The following is a 16,960-nucleotide window of genomic DNA, read 5'->3' on the forward strand; positions in this document are numbered from 1 at the left end:
CTCGTTAATTGGGGACGCGGTAGATCTTGTCGGGGGCGGGCGCCGGTTGGTTTTCGATAATGAAATAGGCCGTCGTCAATCCGGCGGCGACGGCAGCCGCTCCCCCCGCGATCCAAAAGCCGACATGGCCGTCCTTGCGGGGCTCCGTGGAGGCCGCAGCGGTCCGATCATTGGCGCGGGATGTGGCCGGGGGATCCTGGGGCAGCGCCATGCGGGCCGCATCGACGCCGAAGTTTTGCTGACGGGCCAGGAATTCCTCGCGCACCTTGTCGAAGATGCGATCGATCTCGTCGCTGACGTACATGTCCACCAGTCTGGCCGAAGGCAGCAATGCCAGTAATCGGTACATGTAGTACTTGCCTTTCTCGCGCGTATCGGGATTGGCGGTATAGACCACGGCCAGGTGTTTGGCGATGAACACGCTATCCTGGAGGCTGTAAGTCTTGTGGGAAGACATAAACGCTTCCAGCGCGTTGGTGACCTTTTCGAAGTTGCCGTCGTTGTAGTCCGCGTGGATTTTCTTCTGATCCAGGGCCGCGACCACCGCGGGGCTGGAGGCGGATTGGGACGGGGAGGGGGATGGCGCGGATTGGCCGGGACGCCAGGCCAGGAAGGCCAACAGTAACAGGTAGGATGTTCGCATCCGGGGAAACTTAACTAACTGGGCTCGTCCTACCATTTACTTGGGCCCCCCGCAGCGCGCCGGGATCAGGCACGCTGGGAGCGTTAGACGCTTCGGAAGCGCGGTTTGCACCACCCAATCGGAATCGATCGATTAATTAATCGGGATTCCGCTCAAAACAGGTAACGGACGTAACTCCGGTCCCCCACGCGGATGAAATAGACCCCTCTGCCCAGTCCCGCGGGCAACTCATACAACCCTTCCCCCAATCGACGCAGGGATATCCGCCGTCCATCGCGGGAAATCAGGCCGACCTCTGCCGATCCTTTACCGGGCCCGATGGCGACCTCTAGGCGGCGGCCTTGCAGGCGTACGGCGTATCCCGCGGGCAGCGCCCCGTGCGGGCGAATGGCCTCCGCGGGAGGGACAGGCAGCGGCGGCATGGCCAGGATCCATTTTTCCAACAGGGCGATGGCGGCGGGATTGACTTCGAAAGTGGCGACCGGGGGCATCTGATCGACGCCGCCGAAATCGCCGGGGACCGTATTGCGCGTCTTCTGGCGTTGCAGCAAAACCGATTTCGAGGGATAGCCGGCGATGATCAGCTTGGCGGCGATGACGAGCGAATCCTTGCGCAGGGGATTGTGGAGGGTATCGGTCACCGGCCAGAACTCCGGGGCGATGGTATCGACGCCGTGGTCGGAGCCCACCCAATGGTCGCGGAATTCGATGTGGGGCGTCATGTTGAAATAGTCATAGTTCAATTCGGTGCTGTTATAGGCGCCGAGCCAGCCCCCGCGCGTGCCATGGCAGCCGGAGCAGTTGGCGCCGATGTAGGATCGGGCGCGCACGTCCAGGCTTTTCCACTTGTCGCTGGTGAACGCGCTATCCTCGAGGCCGCGCCAACGGGGGGCCGTTTCCCACGTGGCCGGTTTCACGCCGTTCAGGACGCCTTGGGAAATCAACCAATCTAATTGGTTCATGGCGGGAACTTTGGGGGCGGGGCGGTTGAGCTGGGCGGTGAAGAACCCCAGCACCGAGCGTCCATGCACGGTATCCGATTGGTTCGACAAATGGCACCGGTCGCAAACGTAACGGCTCGGGAAGGACCATTTCTTCATGCGCGAGGCTTTTCCCAGGCCATCCGGGTAGAAGCGGATCTGGTCGTCGCTGCCTCCCGGCGGCAACAAACGCGCTTCCTTCTGGTTCGCGTCCCACTTATAGCTGTACCCGTACCACTTGTCCGTCAGGGTGATATGCCCGTCGGTCGAATCCCAGATTTGCTTCTTCAGGTAAAGGATGCGCGTTTCCCACAGCACCCGGGTATTGGTGTCCCCCGGCACCGTATCGATGGCGAACTCCTTGACGAACACCGTGCTGTCGGGATAGCTCCAATAATCGTCGTCGACCCTGAAGCCGATGGTTTTTCCGGGCTTCACGATGACCCAACGCTTCTTCTTGGCGTCGTCGCTCCAAAGCGGCGTATTGACCTCGTAGTATTTGGCTTGGCCTATCAGCGCCGCGTTCTTTCCCGGCGCGCCCGGGTACAGCCCCGTCGCGGTCAATGTCTTGGGGATGGTGGCCGTATCCTCCGGGTTCCAATACCTGAAGCCGGCGGGAGACGCGGCGACCGTGGCGCGCGCGGCCAGGGCCGTCATGGCGGAAAGGAGAACGAGGGCCCGGAGAGCGAGGGCGGCGGGAAAGCCTGCGGGCATGGTGAGCTCCTAGGGTGGCGGTTGATCGATGTCCACATCGCGGGGACATCACCGATTCTACCCTTAAAGGAGCGCATGGGCGGATATGGCCCGCCTGGTAGCGCTCCCCCACGGAGAGCGCTCTCGCGCGGAGAGCGCTTTACCGCCTAATCCGGAATGGGTTTCCCCGGCCTCAGCTCCGCGAGGAATCTACCGCAGGGAATGCAGCGGATTCCATCATGGATAAACCTCTCCGCGCCTTGGTGAAGAAGGTAACGCTTCGCGATCGGATACTCCTCCCCGATGGAAATCAGTCCAGAAAAATCCTCCGGGCGGATCCGCTTCGAATTCTTGACTTCGAAGGCATGCATGCCGTCCTTGCCGTAGACGATGAAATCGACTTCAGTGCCAGCCCGGGTCCGCCAGTAGGAAAGCGAGTGCTTGTCCCCGCTGTAACCGATCCACGCGCGCAGGTGTTGGAAAACCATGCCTTCCAAGGCCGCGCCCTCCACCATCCCCGGATCATCCAAAGGACCCGTCGGCCTGAGGCTACGGAAAACGCCCGTATCGAAGTAATAGAATTTGGGGTGGCTGGCCAAGGCCCGCTTGGACCTTTTCTGGAATATCGGTAAACGATGGCCCAGCATCAAGTCTTCCAAAACTTCCAGATACCCTTCGGCCGTTTTCTGGCCCACCTGGCATTCGCGGGCCACGTGGCTAAGGTTCAAGATCGAACCATGCGAAAAGGAAATGGCCTCCAGGAAGCGGGCGAAGGACCCGATGTTCCTGACCAATCCCTCCGCCTGGACTTCTTCCTTGAGGTAAAGCGCGGCGTAGGAAGACAGAGTGCCTTCAGGATCCTTGGCGTTCATCACCAAGGGCACGAGTCCGCTTTTCAATGCCTTTTCCAGCACGAATTTCTTCCCCAATTCGGCGGCCATGAACGGATGAAGGTTTCTCACCAAGGCACGTCCCGCAAGCAAATCCACTCCGGCCCGTTTCAATTTCCGCGCGCTCGACCCCGTCATGATGAACCGGATCCGTTTGTGACTTTCCATCAAGGAGTGGACTTCGTCGAGCAAGGCCGGCGCCTTTTGGATTTCATCCAGTACGACGGTATCGGTCCCGGGGCTCCCGGCTACCAACTCCCGCAGCTTTTCGGGGTTGGCGGTAAGGGAGCGGAATAAATCCATCCTAAGAAGATCCAGGTATAAGATCTTCTCCCCGAAATGCTCGTGGATCCAGGTGGATTTACCCGTGCCCCTGGGCCCGAACAGGAAAAAGCTCTGATCGGGAGGAGTTAAAAAACGAGATACTGTTTCCATTTTGAGTCTAATTTTAGAATATCTATCTCTAAATTGCAATTAAGAAAAACAAGAGGAGATCCCCATTTGGCGCATCTTGAACCCGCCTTTATCGAGGTGAAGTTGCGAAATCCGGAATGGCAAGCGTCCAAGGGACATGCGCCTATTTCTATCTCTCTCTTTCGTTTTTTGCGCCGCGCTCGCGGCCTCGCTGGCCTCCGCCGAGACCGATAAATCCCTTCCGGTTACCCAGGGCCAACTCAATCGGGTCCGGCCGGTGTTGGCCGTCCTCCCGTTCAACGACGCCAATGCCAGGGCCAAGGAATACGGATACGGCACCACCTTATCCGCCATGCTGGTGACGGAGATGCGCAACCATTCCAACTTCACGGTCCTGGAACGATCCAAGATCGCCGAGGTCCTGGGCGCGCAAACCTTATCGTCCTTGGGAATCACGCAAAGGCAAATCCGCCAATTGGAAGCGGCCTATAAGGCGGAAGTGGTCCTGACCGGCGACGTCGCCTATCTGGACGGCGGATTGGAAGTGGACGCGCGTCTCATCTCCACGGGCACGGGCGAAGTCGTGGCGGCGGCTTCCGGGCATTCCGGCGCCGACAAGGATTTGCGAGCGCTGGTGCAACTCCTGTCCGGGACCATCGAGAAGAAATACCTCCGGCAATGGATGGGTTCCATCACCGTGGCTTCCCAACCCGTCGAGGCCGAGGTTTTCCTGAACGGCGATTTCGTGGGCAAGGCCAATCCCAACAGCATCCTGAGGCTGGACGATTTGTTGGGCGGCCGCTACCGCTTGGAGCTGGTGGCGGCGGGCTACCAAAGCTGGATCGATACGGTGGGGGTGAGCCCCAAGACCCAGGTGTCCATCAACGCTTCGCTTACCGCCTTGCCGGGCAACCTGGTCGTCAATTCCCAACCCGTGGACGCGGCGATCTTCCTGGACGGCAAGCCCATGGGCAAGACGCCGCGGGAAATCAAGAACGTGGCCGAAGGGGAGCACCATCTTCGCGTCGAGCTCGCGAACTTTTATCCGTCCGAGGAAAAGGTTTTCGTGAACCGCGGGCAAAGCACGCAGTCCAACGTCCAGTTGAAGATCAAGATGGGCTTCCTGGACGTATCGACCTTGCCGGCGGGATCATCCGTCTCGGTGAACGGCCGCTTTTTCGGGAAGACGCCCCTGAAGGTGGACAAGGTCGAACCGGGCAAGGTTTCCGTGGAAATATCCTCGGGCGGCTACCGTCCCTTCCAAGAAACCTATAGCGTTAAGCCCAGCGACACCATCATCATCAAGGAGGATCTGAAACTGCAAACCGGCCTTCTTACCGTGGTCTCCACCCCCAGGGTGGTGCGCGTGCGGCTGGATGACGGCGGCACCATCAGGGATTTGGGGCGCACGCCCGTGGTCAAGGAAAGCCTGAACATCGGCCATTACAAGCTTCTGCTCGACATGGACGATTATTACTCCAAGGAGACGCCCATCGACATCGTCACCGACGAGGAGACCCGGGAGGAAGTCAAATTGGATCAGAAGCCGGGCCATTTGCAGATTGTCTCGGAGCCGCATACGGAAATCCTGGTGGACGGGGCCTTCAGGGGATACACCCCGGCCGATCCCGTGGCCCTGCCGGAGGGCGAATACACCGTGACCCTCAATTCCTTCCACGGGACCTCCATCGGAAAGGTTTCCGTCAGCGCGGATCATGACACGGCCCTGCATCGCGGGTTCGCGAAAAGCAAAACCTATTTGCTGGGCGCACTCTTCTTCGTCGCTTCCATGGGAGCCTTGATCGCCTTATGAAAATGATCGCCTATATCCTGTCCCCCGCCCTGGCCGCCTTGGTCTGCCTTTCCCCGCTCGCGACGCGGGCGGACATGACCCGCTACGGCTTCACGGGAATCAACTACGTCCCCTCCGACGAGAAATCCTTCGGGCCGGATCTTTCCTCCGGCTATTTCATGGCCGTGAAGGATCAAGGCAACGTCTCGCGATACCCCGCCGGGCTCACCTTGATGGCCTCCTTGACCACCCTGCCGATCGAGATCGGCTTGAGCAACACCTACCGCATGGCCTCCGGCAGCGAGGACGGCGGCTTCTCTCCCCAGACCGCCGGCCCTTACATCCCCATCGTCCCGAGCATCAAGTACGCCCTGGGCGAAGCGCCCACCACTTGGGGCCAATGGCGCATGGCCACCGGCTTCGCCCTGCCTTACGGCGCCTACTTCGTGGCGGGCTTCCAAAGCACCTTGCCCTACGTGCAACCGCATGTCACCGCCGGCCTCAGTTCGCGGTACAACGCCTTCCATATTTTCGGGGGCGCGCAATTGCGCCTGGCCGATGGGAAAGGCAAACCCCTCCCCTTGTCCTTCACCTCCGATTTCGCGCTGGGGAATTCCCTGGAGCAACTCGATCGGATCGAAGAGCGGTTCTATTCCGTGGGCGTGCGCATGGATGCGGGGCAGTATTTGCAATTGGGCATGGTTTACCGCGTCGACAGCGGGTATCCCACCCTGGCGAATGATGGCTTCGTCGCCTTCTCCGTCACCGCCCATTTCAATCCCTTGTCCCGGAGAATGCCGTAATGCGGATTTTAATCTTCCTGGCCGCCATCGCCGTAAGCGCCGCGTCCGCAACGGAAAGCGTCTCGGCATCCGATCGGTTCGGCGGACCCATCAATGCCGGCGACGTCTTCCCGACCACCATGGAGCCTTTGCATCCCCTCAACCCCGCCGATTTGGCGCGGACCACGGAGACGACGGTCCAGTTCGGGATCCAAGAGGACGGCCGCAGCCTGATCCTCGGCTTGCCGAATTTCCAGCTCGCCATTTCCGGGCAAACCCTGGATTGGACCGATCCCTCGGGCGTAAGCGACTCCTACGACGCCAAGAAATACGAAATCGGGTACGGCCTCTCGACCGTGGATCTGGGGCTGACCGCCGAAGGCGCGGCCTCCGCAGCCTTGGGATTCAACCTACGCTACCTGGATTACCTGTCCCGCACCCGGGCCGACGCGCAGAAGACGGAAAAGGCCTACGCCGATGTCGGGTTGTCCGGCGCCTTCCGCAGGTTCCGCGCCGACTTCGCCTGCTTGAACCTGGCGCGGCTCGCGGGTAACGCCAATGGTACCCAACCCGGGAACGATCCCAGGGAGTACAATTTCGGTCTCGCCTATGGGCTGCCCTCCGATTGGATGGCCACCGCCCGCCTCGGCTTCCAGGATACGGCCAAAGGCCAATCCATCGTGGACGTGGGATTCGAGAAGCTCTTTTTCCGCAGCGTCACTTTCCGGATCGGTTCGCAACGGCGCTACGCCCTGGGCGACGGCGCCGCGACCGAGGTCAAGAGCTCCCTCTCCGGCGGGATTTGGTACCGCGTCAATTTCCTGGGGGAAGGCTACCGCTACCCCGAAAAGGACGGGGATTTGTTCAGCCTACCGACCTTCGTCCGCATGCTGAGGGACATCGAGGTGGGCGGCCTGGTCACCCTGACCAAGACGCCGGAGGCGACGGATAACCCATCGCAATCCAACACCTCCTTGCTGATGACCGTGGGGAAGTCCTTCTGATTCCCCGGAGGCCCGCCGCCGTGAGCGGGCCAATCATTTCCCAGGTAGCCGCGGCTTATGGCCGTAAGTATTCCCGCATCATTTTCCTGGCCCGATGCAACCGCGCCTTCACCGATTCCCGGGACAAGGAGAGCCGTTCGCCGATTTCGTCGATGGTCATTTCCTCGATGTCGCGCAGCAATACGATTTCGCGGTAGTTGATAGGCAGCGACTCGATGCAACTACCGATATCCAGGCGCAAATCCTCCATGGGCTTATTCGCGAAGCGCGCTTCGAATTCCGGCGTATCGATATCGGTCCACCGGAAAGCGTATTTCGCGAGCCGCGTGCATTCCCGCCGGACGATGGCGAACAACCAACCGGGGAAAGCCGCCAGCACGCGCAAGGTTCCCATTTGATGATAGATCTCCAGCAGGGCCTTTTGCACCGCCTCATCCGCATCCTCGGAAACGCGGCAGCTTCGGCGGGCATAGCGGCGGATATCCGGTTGCGCGGCGGCCAATAAGGAGAGCAATGCCTCCCGATCCCCGGCGCGCGCGGCCTCCAAGAGAGGCAAATCATAGGGTCGCGATGCGCGCATACCGGTTATTTTCCCTTATCCAACTTCCGCCCCGCCATGGCGCACATCGGGCAAAAGCCCACGAAGCCGGTCAGCAGGGCGACTGCGCCCATCGCGGCCAAGGCATAACCCGCGGGTGATCCTTTCAAAGCCCAAAGACCTGAAACCAGCATGGCTAAACCCAGGGTAATCCGGATTCCCCGCTCCACGCCCGGCACGTTTTTAACGTAAAACATACGCCCTCTTTCGGTTCGGACGCCGATCCATCCGGCGCCCGGGAAAGAGAGGAGGTGAAACCCGGATCCGGTTCGCGACCGGAAAAATATTTCCGTAGGACTAGGCTCAATGGCGGCGGCGGAAGCGAAGGCGGGCGCTATGGCGGCGGCCTCGGCGGCGATTTCGCATTTGTAAAGAACCCTTTCTTCGCGAGCTTCCGCACCACCGCGTCCCGCGTTCCGTTCCCCAGGTACTTCAAGGCGGCGGTCCCCACCGCCGCGAACTCCTTCGGGAAAGCCGCCCGGATCTCGGCCATGACCACCGGGTCCTCCCCTTCGAGCAGGAGGGTTTCCTCCACCCGCACCGTTTTCTTCGCCCGCGCCCATTCGCCGATCTCATGCGCCACGTTCGCCGGCAAGGCGTGCTTCGACATGGACTTCAGCGCCGCCAGCATCGACTCGGCCGTGCGGCCCCCGTGCGCGGCCGCCTGCACGGATTTCTTCTTGATCCGGAACACGTTTCCTTCCGACTCCGCGAAGGCGGCCAGTTCCACCTGCGCTTCCAGGGACTTCTCCAGCAAGGTCACCGTGAAATCGGCGCCCACCACGGCTACGTCCTTGCGGATTCCGGGAAGAGACCATTTTTTCGCGCGGCCGAAAAGCCATTCCCCCACCGAGGTAGGCAGGACGGCGATCCGGCCCGCGCCCGCTTCCGCGAACCCCAGCGCGCCAAAGCCGGCCAGCCGTCCCGCGTAGCGGTGCAGCAAGGCGGCATAGGCCTCCTCCGGGGCCTGCTCCCATGCGGCCCAACGGCCCTCCAATTCCGGATCGCGATCCGCATCCCGGAGGAACGGATTCGCTTTGCCCGCCGCGCTTTTCCAAAATGCCTGCCATTCCACCGGGCCGGGCAATGCGGCGAAGGCGCGATGCAACCATTCGAACAGGAGCGGCGTCGCCGCCTTGTAGGGGATGGGGTTGGCCCCGAAGTCCCCCAGGTAAACCAGGGTGTCGTACTGGGAAGGTTCGCCGCGGTTGCCCGGCGCGGCCGCCGCGAGCGGGACCACCTCCAGCACGGCCTTCAGCTTTTCCTCCCGCGATAGGGTAAGCCAGGCTACGCCCTTGGGCGCCGCCCCCAGCCGCCACTCCTTGCGCTTGCCCCCCAAGGTTTCCGCCAATTCCAGCCGCAGGATGAGCCATAAGGCCGGGCATGCGCGGTCCTCCGGCTGGAAACCGGTTTTGGGCAGCCAGGGAGGCAAGGGAATGAACTCCTTGGCCACCTTGCGATGATGGGCCAAGGGCACGTTCCATCCGTCGCTCAGGACGGGGGCCGGATGGTCCTGGAGGGACCGCAACCAGGCGTCGATATCGTCGAGCACGAAGGGCCGCCAGAAGGGATCGGGCGCCGGGGCCGTCTTAAGCACCAATTTTTCGGGTCGATGTTCGTCGGCGGCCTTGGGCGCCGCCACCGCGAAGCATGGGAGGAAATCCTCCTCCCGCCGGTATACGATGGCCAGGCCGAAGCCGACGGCCAGGTTCAGCAGATCGGCCGGTTCGAAGCTTCCCTTGGGATCCTCGAAAGCGCCCGCATCCAGGATGTAGGCGGCATCGCCTAGGCGGGTCGCTTGGAGAAACCATCCGCGCAGGAGCCGGAACTCCGCGGTCCCGAAATCATCGCCGCCGGGCACCCAACCCCCCATGGCCCGGATGAAAGTCGCCGGCGATTCGCTTTCCGCCAATCCGCGGCCGAAAGCGCCCTCCTTGAACCGTTTGACGTAGGCCTGGGTGGCGTACTCGTTATTCTGCCCCGGGCTCATCCCGGTCATGGCGTTGCGCTGCGCCATGGTCGTGGTCGCCTGCACGTAAGCGCGCAGGTCGGTGCCGTCCCGCCTCGACCAAGGCGCCAGCCTCTGGACGAAAGCGATCAGGTATTGGAAATCCGGCGTGGCCCGTTTTTGGCCCAGCCTGTCGGTGTCGAAGCAGAAGGCATCCAGCTCCGCGGGCAGGTTCCGGAAAGCGTACAGGGGATCATGGAAGCCATGGGGCATGCCGAGGGCGGCGACGCGTTGCGGCAGGGTAAGGGCGTGCCAACGCGGGATTTTCGGAAGCAGGTTGCGCCAATATTCGCGGGTGAAACCGTACATGGCTTTTATGGTAGAAAGTCGCCGGCGAATCGGATCGAGAATCGTAGGGCGTTCGGAAAGGAGTTACCTTAACTTCTACTTGATCCGTCTCACCTTTATTCACCGCACCCGCGCCGTGGAGCTTGGAATATCATGAATCTTAGGCAACTATCCCTCGTTATGGCTTTAGGTTTCCCTTTTACCTCCGTCTTCGCCGATGGGGTAAAACCCCCGGATTCCACCCAAAATACGGAAAAGGGCGATAAGATCGATCGCATGGCCGTTCAGGTCGATGAAATCCATAAGGATGTGGTGCAGAGCCCCATCGCCGATAAAAATTGGGGCGTTGAAGTCGATCCTTTGTACTTGCTCTTCTTCGATAAGGGCGGCGGATTTTCCGGCACGATATCCAATTTTTCCCTGAATCGCTCCGCGGAACTGGCCTTCCCCTTCACCTACGAGGCAAACTCCGATGACCAAAGCAGCCATGCCTTCACCATCGACGCCCAATACCGTTATTTCCTATCCGGCCGGCAAAAAGGGTTTTATATCAGCGGACTCACCCGCTTCCAAAACGCGAGCTACCACAATATCTTGGTTTTCGATTCGACCAACGGAGGGCGGAAAACCCTGAACCGGATGGGCGTGGGCTTCGGAATCGGGGGCAGGATTTTTTCCCGCATGGGATTGTACTGGGGTTGGAACGTTTCCCTGGGGAGATACTTCGTCGGCGACAAGGTAGGGGACGGCGACCTTCCGAGCCTTCCTTCGCTATGGATGAAGGATTTGATCCTCGACGTGGAGCTTCTGAAAATCGGTTTCGCCTTTTAACCGCGACTCCTTTTTATCACGGGCCCTTAGCCCGCCTCCTCATAGGTCCACACGTCGAAGCCGGAAAGCCGGTTCAGGCCGAAGGACATGGTCAGGGGCACGTCCGCCGCGTCCCTACCGCGCGCGATCAGGACTCGCCCGATGCGCGGGGTATTGTTGCGGGCATCGAAGGTATGCCATCTCCCGCCCAGATAGACTTCGAACCAGGCGCTGAAATCCATCGGTAAAACCACGGGCACGCCAATGTCCCCGAGGTAGCCAGTGCAGTACCGCGCGGGAATGTTCATGATGCGGCAGAACGCGATGGCCAAGTGGGTGTAGTCCCTACAAACCCCCACCGCTTCGCGATACGCTTCCGTGGCCGAACGGTTCGCCCGCGCCAACATGTAGTCGAAGCGGATATGCCGGTTCACGAAATCGCAAATGGCCTGCACCCGCGCCCATCCCAACGGCGTGCCATAGAAGAGCGGCTTAGCCACCTCGCGAAGTTCGCTATCGGTATCGCAATAACGGCTCGGGAGTAAATAGACCAAGGTTTCGTCCGGCAGTTCTTGCACTTCATGCTGCCGCGCGTTCCAAGCAAGCTTATCCGGTAGGCCGTCGTCCTCGACCGTGAAATCGTTACGGAAGGCGGTACGTCCCTGTGGTACGAAAACCCGGGCGCAGCGGTTGCCGTACAGGTCGACGTATTCGGTTATGGGCGTGACAGGAAGCACACTGAAGGATTCCCGGTTCCGGATATCCATCATACGGGAAGGGTGCAGGAATAAGGTGAGTACCACCGCGGTGGGCTCGGGATACTCAAAGCCTATTTCGAAACCGGCGCGTATCCGCATGGAATGAACCTAGTTTGATAGCCCTCCAATCCTCCCATGTTATTTCTTTCCGCCGTAAGATTCCGAGGCTGGACGATCAATAAAGCGCAGCTAAACGCACTTCCTGACATAAACCCCCTAACGGAAGGGGACGTGATGGGAATCATATCCCGATTTCCCTGCGGAAGTATCTTTCCCCTCCGACCATGCCCCCCGATTCCTTCTTTAAGCCCTTCAGCGAAATCGATAGGCGATTGGGTTCGGGCCCCCGTCCCCAAGCCGGCGACGCCGCCTCGACCGGGGCTGACGCGTTCGCGCCGGAAGGCGCTGCCCCCATTGCATCAGCGCCGGAAAAACCGAAACCGAAATCGGCCCGTCTTTTCAATCCTAAATGGGAGGCCGAGAAGGTCGGCTTCAACGAGGAGTCGCCGATCTCGGTCGAGGTGGAACTGCCTCCGGAGGTAGCCCATAAGAAGCGGGTCAGCTTCGAACTCTTCGCGAAGACCCCGAAAGGGCCCGAGCGCATTTCCCAAGGCGAGGCCATGGCCGAGGACGGGAAAGCGACCCTGAAGATCCCCGTATACATCCCGAACTTCCGGGACGAAGACGGGAACAATCTGCAACGGGTGGAGTATTACTTCATCGCGCGGCATTCGGAAGCGGAGCCGCTGGATGGATCGAAGGCGCCGAAGGTGGTGGATGAGATGGCGGATCGGGTCTTGGAGATGCATATCCTCCAGAACCTCACCTTCGCCACCGGCAAAAGCTTCATCCGCGCTTCGGAAGCCGGCGACCTCAAGGCCCTGGGCCAGGCGGTCCAGGATTGGAAGGCCAAGCATTCCGACTGCAAACTAGCCGTGTTCGGGCATGCCGATGCGGTGGGCGACGAAGGGAGCAACAAATCCCTCTCCGAACGCCGGGCCAAATCCGTGCAGGCTTATCTCGCCAAGGACGCCAAGCCTTGGGAAGCGCTCTACGGCGAAGAGAAATGGGGCCTCGCGGCCGTGCAGGAATTGCTCAAGCACCTTGGACACGATGCGGGCGCCATCGACGGGCAGGACGGGCCGAAGACGCAAGGCGCGGTGAAGGATTTCCAGGAGAAGCAAGGAATAGGGGTGACGGGCGCGGCCGATGCGAAGACCCGGGAAGCCTTGTTCCTGGCCTACTTCGAATCCAATGCGGCGCCAGCTTGCGATGCGAAGGAGTTCGACGCCATCGACGGAAAGTCGTTCACGGGGTGCAGCGAGTTCAACCTGATCGAGAACACGCAAGGGGCTTGCGAGACGAACCGGCGGGTGGCGGTGCTGCTTTTGAAGGTGAGCAAGAATTTCCCCATCCATTACCCGTGCAAGCAAGGCGCGATCATGCCTTGCCAGAAGCAGGCCGGGTTAAAAGGGGAGCGGAGGACGCCGGGCTTCAAGTGCCGGTTCTACGACAACCTGGTTGTAGAGAAGAAGGGGGCGGGGCCGACGCCCGTGGGCAAGCTGAAGTGGGTAGGCGTTAAGGAGGGAGAAGATCTCAAGCAGTATGTGAACCTTGCGGCGGATAAGCCGGGCCAAGGGCCGGAGCGCACTTTGGAGATCGAGGTCGAAGGCGGTTCCGATGGGGCGAAGCTGTATTGGAAGGTGACAGCCGGGAAGGATAACAGCAAGCGGAATGATCCGAAGCCGGGATTAAAGCCCGACACAAAGGGGAAGCTGACGGAGTTCAAGGACGGGGTCGCCGAATTGGAGATCGAGGTGAAGGGCGGTAAGGCGTCCTTGGTGTTGGCTTGCGGATTGGCGGGGGGCGATAGCTTCAAGGTGGAGGTTGGGTTAGGCAAGGGGAAGGCGGATGGGACAGTTTCGGTAGTGAATTGGCGCAAGCTGGAGTATGAAATCCATCAGCCCTTGGCTTCTGGAAACAACAGACTTACAGACTATACAGTTTTTAACCCCGATAAAAGCCCGGGCTTACCCGAGAAGTCACGATCCTCTCTCGATAAGGTATTAGGCTCAAACTTTGTAGAGTTTAATCCCATTTTTGCCGGGAATTTCGGGAAAGAGGATTTAGCCGAAGATGGCAAGCACAATATCATCGACGCCCATTATTTAGGAAAGAACAAGGGAAACAAGGCACTTGTGCTCTCCTTCGGGCAACTGAGGAACGTTCTTAACAGGAAGGCCGTGCATAGGAGCGAAAGGAAGACGGTCTCAATGGTTTGGTGCGACTACATTGCAAAAGTGGTCGATTGGGAACAAGAGTTCGACAAGGTTTTCAAACAGATGGAGGTAAGTCCGAAGCACTCCGTCTTCGAAAGAACCATCGACGCCTTCGGCGCTTTTTCGTACGGAGACTATTCCATTACTAAACTGAAATGGAAAGCTTCGCGTTGGTACGATGAGTCCGCGTCCGGAGGCAAAGGCGAATGGAAACCAATCCTCTCACCATCAGACCCGGGAGGCGCATTCATATCGGGCGGCGTTTTCACGTCCGAGGAAGATATCAAGGCGCACGTGGAGTTCAAGGGGATTCGGACGCTTAGCCTAAAATTCCCAGCTGGAAAGCATGCATATCCAGGTAATTCCATCCCCAGGGATTCTGATGGACAATTTTTCGACAAAGGAAAGGTAATCGGCCTATCGATCATCATCGTTGGTGCCGCGTGTAAAACCAATACCAATGGTGCGGCTCTGCAAGGTGATATATGGATGAATACTTTCGCCGGAGAGGTCGACCCCGTGGGCATGGCCATGGTAATTGCCCATGAGTTGGGTCACAACATGGGGCAAGCATACGCCAATAGTTCTGTCGACTCGACTTTCGGAAGGCCGTTGACCAAACCCATACCGGGTTATCCCTTTCCAAAAGGCGTACCGGAAGGCGATGTCTACGGGGAACATGGGCATATCGGCACTCATTGCGCCAAGGGGCTTAAGGATAAAACCGTTTCGGATTTTCAGACGGACGCGGCGTTCAAAGAAAGAACATGCATCATGTTTGGTGCCTCGGATATGGCCGCTTCGACGGAGTATGCTTTTTGTGAAGATTGCAGTACCTACATCCGCGCTGAAGACCTTCAGGACATCAGAAAATCCTGGACGGACTAGGAAAGCATGTCGTCGGCTCGAAATTGGCTTTTGGCCATCCACTTAATTTTAGGCGGGAACGCTATGTCGGAAGAAAAGGGGCCCCTCCACCTCTCTGGGGAGCAATACTGGAACAACCCTTTATCGTTTAAGGGGGATATCGGATTGGATCGTTTGGACGCCCATGCGGATGGCATGCTTCTGGATGCGCCTCCCGCAGTCAATCTTTCGACCCACAAAACCATCCCTCTCGTCTGCCATCGCTCGGGGGATTCGGAAAAACTCCACGTCTATAATTTGGAGACGACCACGCAGCTGGTCGTCAGTAACTTGGAAAACGGAAAAATCCAACTCGTTAAGCTGGCAGAAAGCCCGGCACGCCGAAATGAACCTCCGCCGTCCCCTGGTTGGTCAACTGATTGGCTTGAAGTGGATTTGGCGAAGCAAGTTGATCTGGGCCAAAAGGTCGGCCGTTACCTCGTTTGGCTTGCATGCGGTCCGGAAGCATCCAATGAAAGGACCATCGAACTTTATTCCGATACTTTTAAGATTTCAACTCAACCATATTTGGATAAAATTCAAAGCATTCGAAAAGGCGGAATACAAAAGAATGAGCCGCCGGCTTCATTTGATTTCCACCACACTCAGGTAAAATCGACCGAATCCAAAGAAATGGAATGGGTACTCGGCCAAGAAAAAGGGCCTCATGGTGAAGGGCGTCTTCGAATTCGGTTTCGCATTGCCGGGTTGCCTGGCTTCCTCATTCCCGCCCAGGAAATGAAGTCGGATCCGGACGGCCGGCCCATATACGGCCATATCCCGATGTTGGTGTTCGGGTTCGGAAAAAACCGCCTCTTGACTCTCAAATCCTTGGTGGATCTTCCTATCGTGGAGAAACCGGAAGGCCCGTCCGATCACCGCATTCTTTCGGGTGACATTTCATTTCATCTTCCCAGTCTAGAGAAGCCCGGCATCCGTGACGAGCCTCTGGATGTCTGGGCGGTTGCGCTGGATCACCGAGCCTATCTCCAGTTTAAGGCTGCGCATCCTAAATGAAGGGTAGCGGAAACAGTTGGCAACCCAAAATGGAATTGCCTTAATCGGTTAAGGATCGAGGTACTTTGATTGACGCCTTGCTGGCCGCCCTTCCCGACCAAGCCTATTTCGAGCAGAGGGATTTTGGGTCGTCTATGCGCGAGACCCTACTCGCCTCGGAGGAACCCTATGGCTGCTATCTTCATGGCGCGAAGGTATGGGACCTGTCCAAACATCCCGACTATCCTTTTTATTCCGTATGTAAAACGAACACGGTAGATAATACCGTCTTCATTCCCTTTCGCAACGCGACCGTGGTGCTGTCTTCCATAGTGACCGGTGAGCTCATTCTGGAATCCATGCGCGAAGACGATGGGAAGATGCCGCTAATCGAGCAGCCTAAGCCAAAAACGCCCCGACCCGGCATTCCCCGTGCGAAAACCTACGAAACCTATGATATGTGGCGCACGATATCAGCCCATGACCTCTCAGGCGGAACAGGCAGCTACCTGGCTTTCCTGCATGCCGGTAATTTCCAATCCGACGCTTTCGGATTCCGGGTCATTTCGGATAAGGCCCCTCCGCCAACCTCTCCATTCGAATCCTTACTCACCGCCAAATCCGGGGGGGAATCCAAAGGCCGGTCCATCCCGGGTGTCCAGTACCATCCCGTTCCCGGACTGGAAGCCCCATCGACCGGAGGGTTGACTTTTCGGACCGGAAAGCCGTCAATGCACAATGGATTGGCTAGCATGCCAGTGGAGTGCGCCTTTCGATTTATCGGAAGCTGGAAAGGGGATTGGGTACGTCTACCTTTGCACGTCATGGCTGCCGAGGCCGGCTCCGATGATCCTGATGCAAATGTGATTTGGTTACCGCGTGAAAAAATGATATTCAAGGACGGAACTTATTCCGGGACTTTCAGCTTTGATCTAGCCGACTTTTTCACCCCGCTCCCGGGACAGAAGCCAAAAATCCCGCCCTCGGCGTGGGTCAGTTTCGTGCATAGGAATTGGCACGGCCCAATCACCCGAGTTGACTTCGGGGCGCATTAACCGTTGAAGAGATTCGAGGAATGAAGGAAGGCGGGGTAAAGCAGGCCGAAATACCCCAACCGCC

The 16,960-nt window shown here is 58.9% G+C and carries 14 protein-coding genes; 7 read left to right on the top strand and 7 right to left on the bottom strand.

Features of this window, described 5'->3' with window-relative positions:
* Positions 1–4 precede the first annotated feature (4 nt).
* The 3 genes from JF616_03680 to JF616_03690 form a co-directional block, all read right to left on the bottom strand.
* Positions 5–643, bottom strand: a complete 639-nt coding sequence (locus JF616_03680) for a hypothetical protein (protein ID MBW8886838.1) — start codon at positions 641–643, stop codon at positions 5–7.
* 152 nt (positions 644–795) lie between these two features.
* A complete protein-coding gene (locus tag JF616_03685; protein MBW8886839.1) occupies positions 796–2,337 on the bottom strand; it encodes a hypothetical protein in 1,542 nt (513 codons plus the stop codon).
* Positions 2,338–2,483: 146 nt separating this feature from the next.
* Positions 2,484–3,641 carry an ATP-binding protein gene (locus JF616_03690; protein MBW8886840.1) on the bottom strand — a complete coding sequence of 386 codons (1,158 nt, stop codon included), beginning with the start codon at positions 3,639–3,641 and terminating at the stop codon, positions 2,484–2,486.
* Positions 3,642–3,777: 136 nt separating this feature from the next.
* Between JF616_03690 and JF616_03695 the strand changes: the two genes are divergently transcribed.
* From JF616_03695 to JF616_03705, 3 genes are read left to right on the top strand one after another with little or no spacing between them, the layout of a single operon-like run.
* Positions 3,778–5,433 (top strand): PEGA domain-containing protein, encoded by a 1,656-nt coding sequence (locus tag JF616_03695; protein ID MBW8886841.1) that lies wholly within the window; start codon positions 3,778–3,780, stop codon positions 5,431–5,433.
* Positions 5,430–6,215 (top strand): hypothetical protein, encoded by a 786-nt coding sequence (locus JF616_03700; protein ID MBW8886842.1) that lies wholly within the window; start codon positions 5,430–5,432, stop codon positions 6,213–6,215. Before JF616_03695 ends, JF616_03700 begins: the two co-directional genes overlap by 4 nt.
* Positions 6,215–7,198, top strand: coding sequence for a hypothetical protein (locus JF616_03705; protein MBW8886843.1), 984 nt, complete (start codon positions 6,215–6,217; stop codon positions 7,196–7,198). Before JF616_03700 ends, JF616_03705 begins: the two co-directional genes overlap by 1 nt.
* A 55-nt stretch (positions 7,199–7,253) precedes the next feature.
* Here the strand turns inward: JF616_03705 and JF616_03710 are convergent, their stop codons facing one another.
* From JF616_03710 to JF616_03720, 3 genes are all read right to left on the bottom strand, one after another.
* Positions 7,254–7,778: an RNA polymerase sigma factor gene (locus JF616_03710; protein ID MBW8886844.1), complete on the bottom strand. Its 525-nt coding sequence runs from the start codon at positions 7,776–7,778 to the stop codon at positions 7,254–7,256.
* 5 nt (positions 7,779–7,783) lie between these two features.
* A complete protein-coding gene (locus JF616_03715) occupies positions 7,784–7,993 on the bottom strand; it encodes a DUF2892 domain-containing protein (protein MBW8886845.1) in 210 nt (69 codons plus the stop codon).
* Positions 7,994–8,130: 137 nt separating this feature from the next.
* Positions 8,131–10,113 (bottom strand): helicase-associated domain-containing protein, encoded by a 1,983-nt coding sequence (locus JF616_03720; GenBank protein MBW8886846.1) that lies wholly within the window; start codon positions 10,111–10,113, stop codon positions 8,131–8,133.
* A 159-nt stretch (positions 10,114–10,272) separates the two neighbouring features.
* On the opposite strand from JF616_03720, the gene JF616_03725 reads away from it, so the two are divergent.
* Positions 10,273–10,923: a hypothetical protein gene (locus JF616_03725; protein ID MBW8886847.1), complete on the top strand. Its 651-nt coding sequence runs from the start codon at positions 10,273–10,275 to the stop codon at positions 10,921–10,923.
* A 26-nt stretch (positions 10,924–10,949) separates the two neighbouring features.
* On the opposite strand, the gene JF616_03730 is transcribed toward JF616_03725, so the two are convergent.
* Positions 10,950–11,759: a transglutaminase family protein gene (locus tag JF616_03730; GenBank protein ID MBW8886848.1), complete on the bottom strand. Its 810-nt coding sequence runs from the start codon at positions 11,757–11,759 to the stop codon at positions 10,950–10,952.
* A 521-nt stretch (positions 11,760–12,280) separates the two neighbouring features.
* Here JF616_03730 and JF616_03735 point away from each other — a divergent pair.
* From JF616_03735 to JF616_03745, 3 genes are all read left to right on the top strand, one after another.
* Complete coding sequence (locus JF616_03735) at positions 12,281–14,827, top strand: peptidoglycan-binding protein (GenBank protein MBW8886849.1); 2,547 nt, start codon at positions 12,281–12,283, stop codon at positions 14,825–14,827.
* Between the two features lie 63 nt (positions 14,828–14,890).
* Positions 14,891–15,862 (top strand): hypothetical protein, encoded by a 972-nt coding sequence (locus JF616_03740; protein ID MBW8886850.1) that lies wholly within the window; start codon positions 14,891–14,893, stop codon positions 15,860–15,862.
* Positions 15,863–15,927: 65 nt separating this feature from the next.
* Positions 15,928–16,896: a hypothetical protein gene (locus JF616_03745; GenBank protein MBW8886851.1), complete on the top strand. Its 969-nt coding sequence runs from the start codon at positions 15,928–15,930 to the stop codon at positions 16,894–16,896.
* The last annotated feature ends 64 nt before the right edge of the window (positions 16,897–16,960 follow it).

Source organism: Fibrobacterota bacterium, from assembly GCA_019509785.1.
GTDB lineage: Bacteria > Fibrobacterota > Fibrobacteria > UBA11236 > UBA11236 > Chersky-265.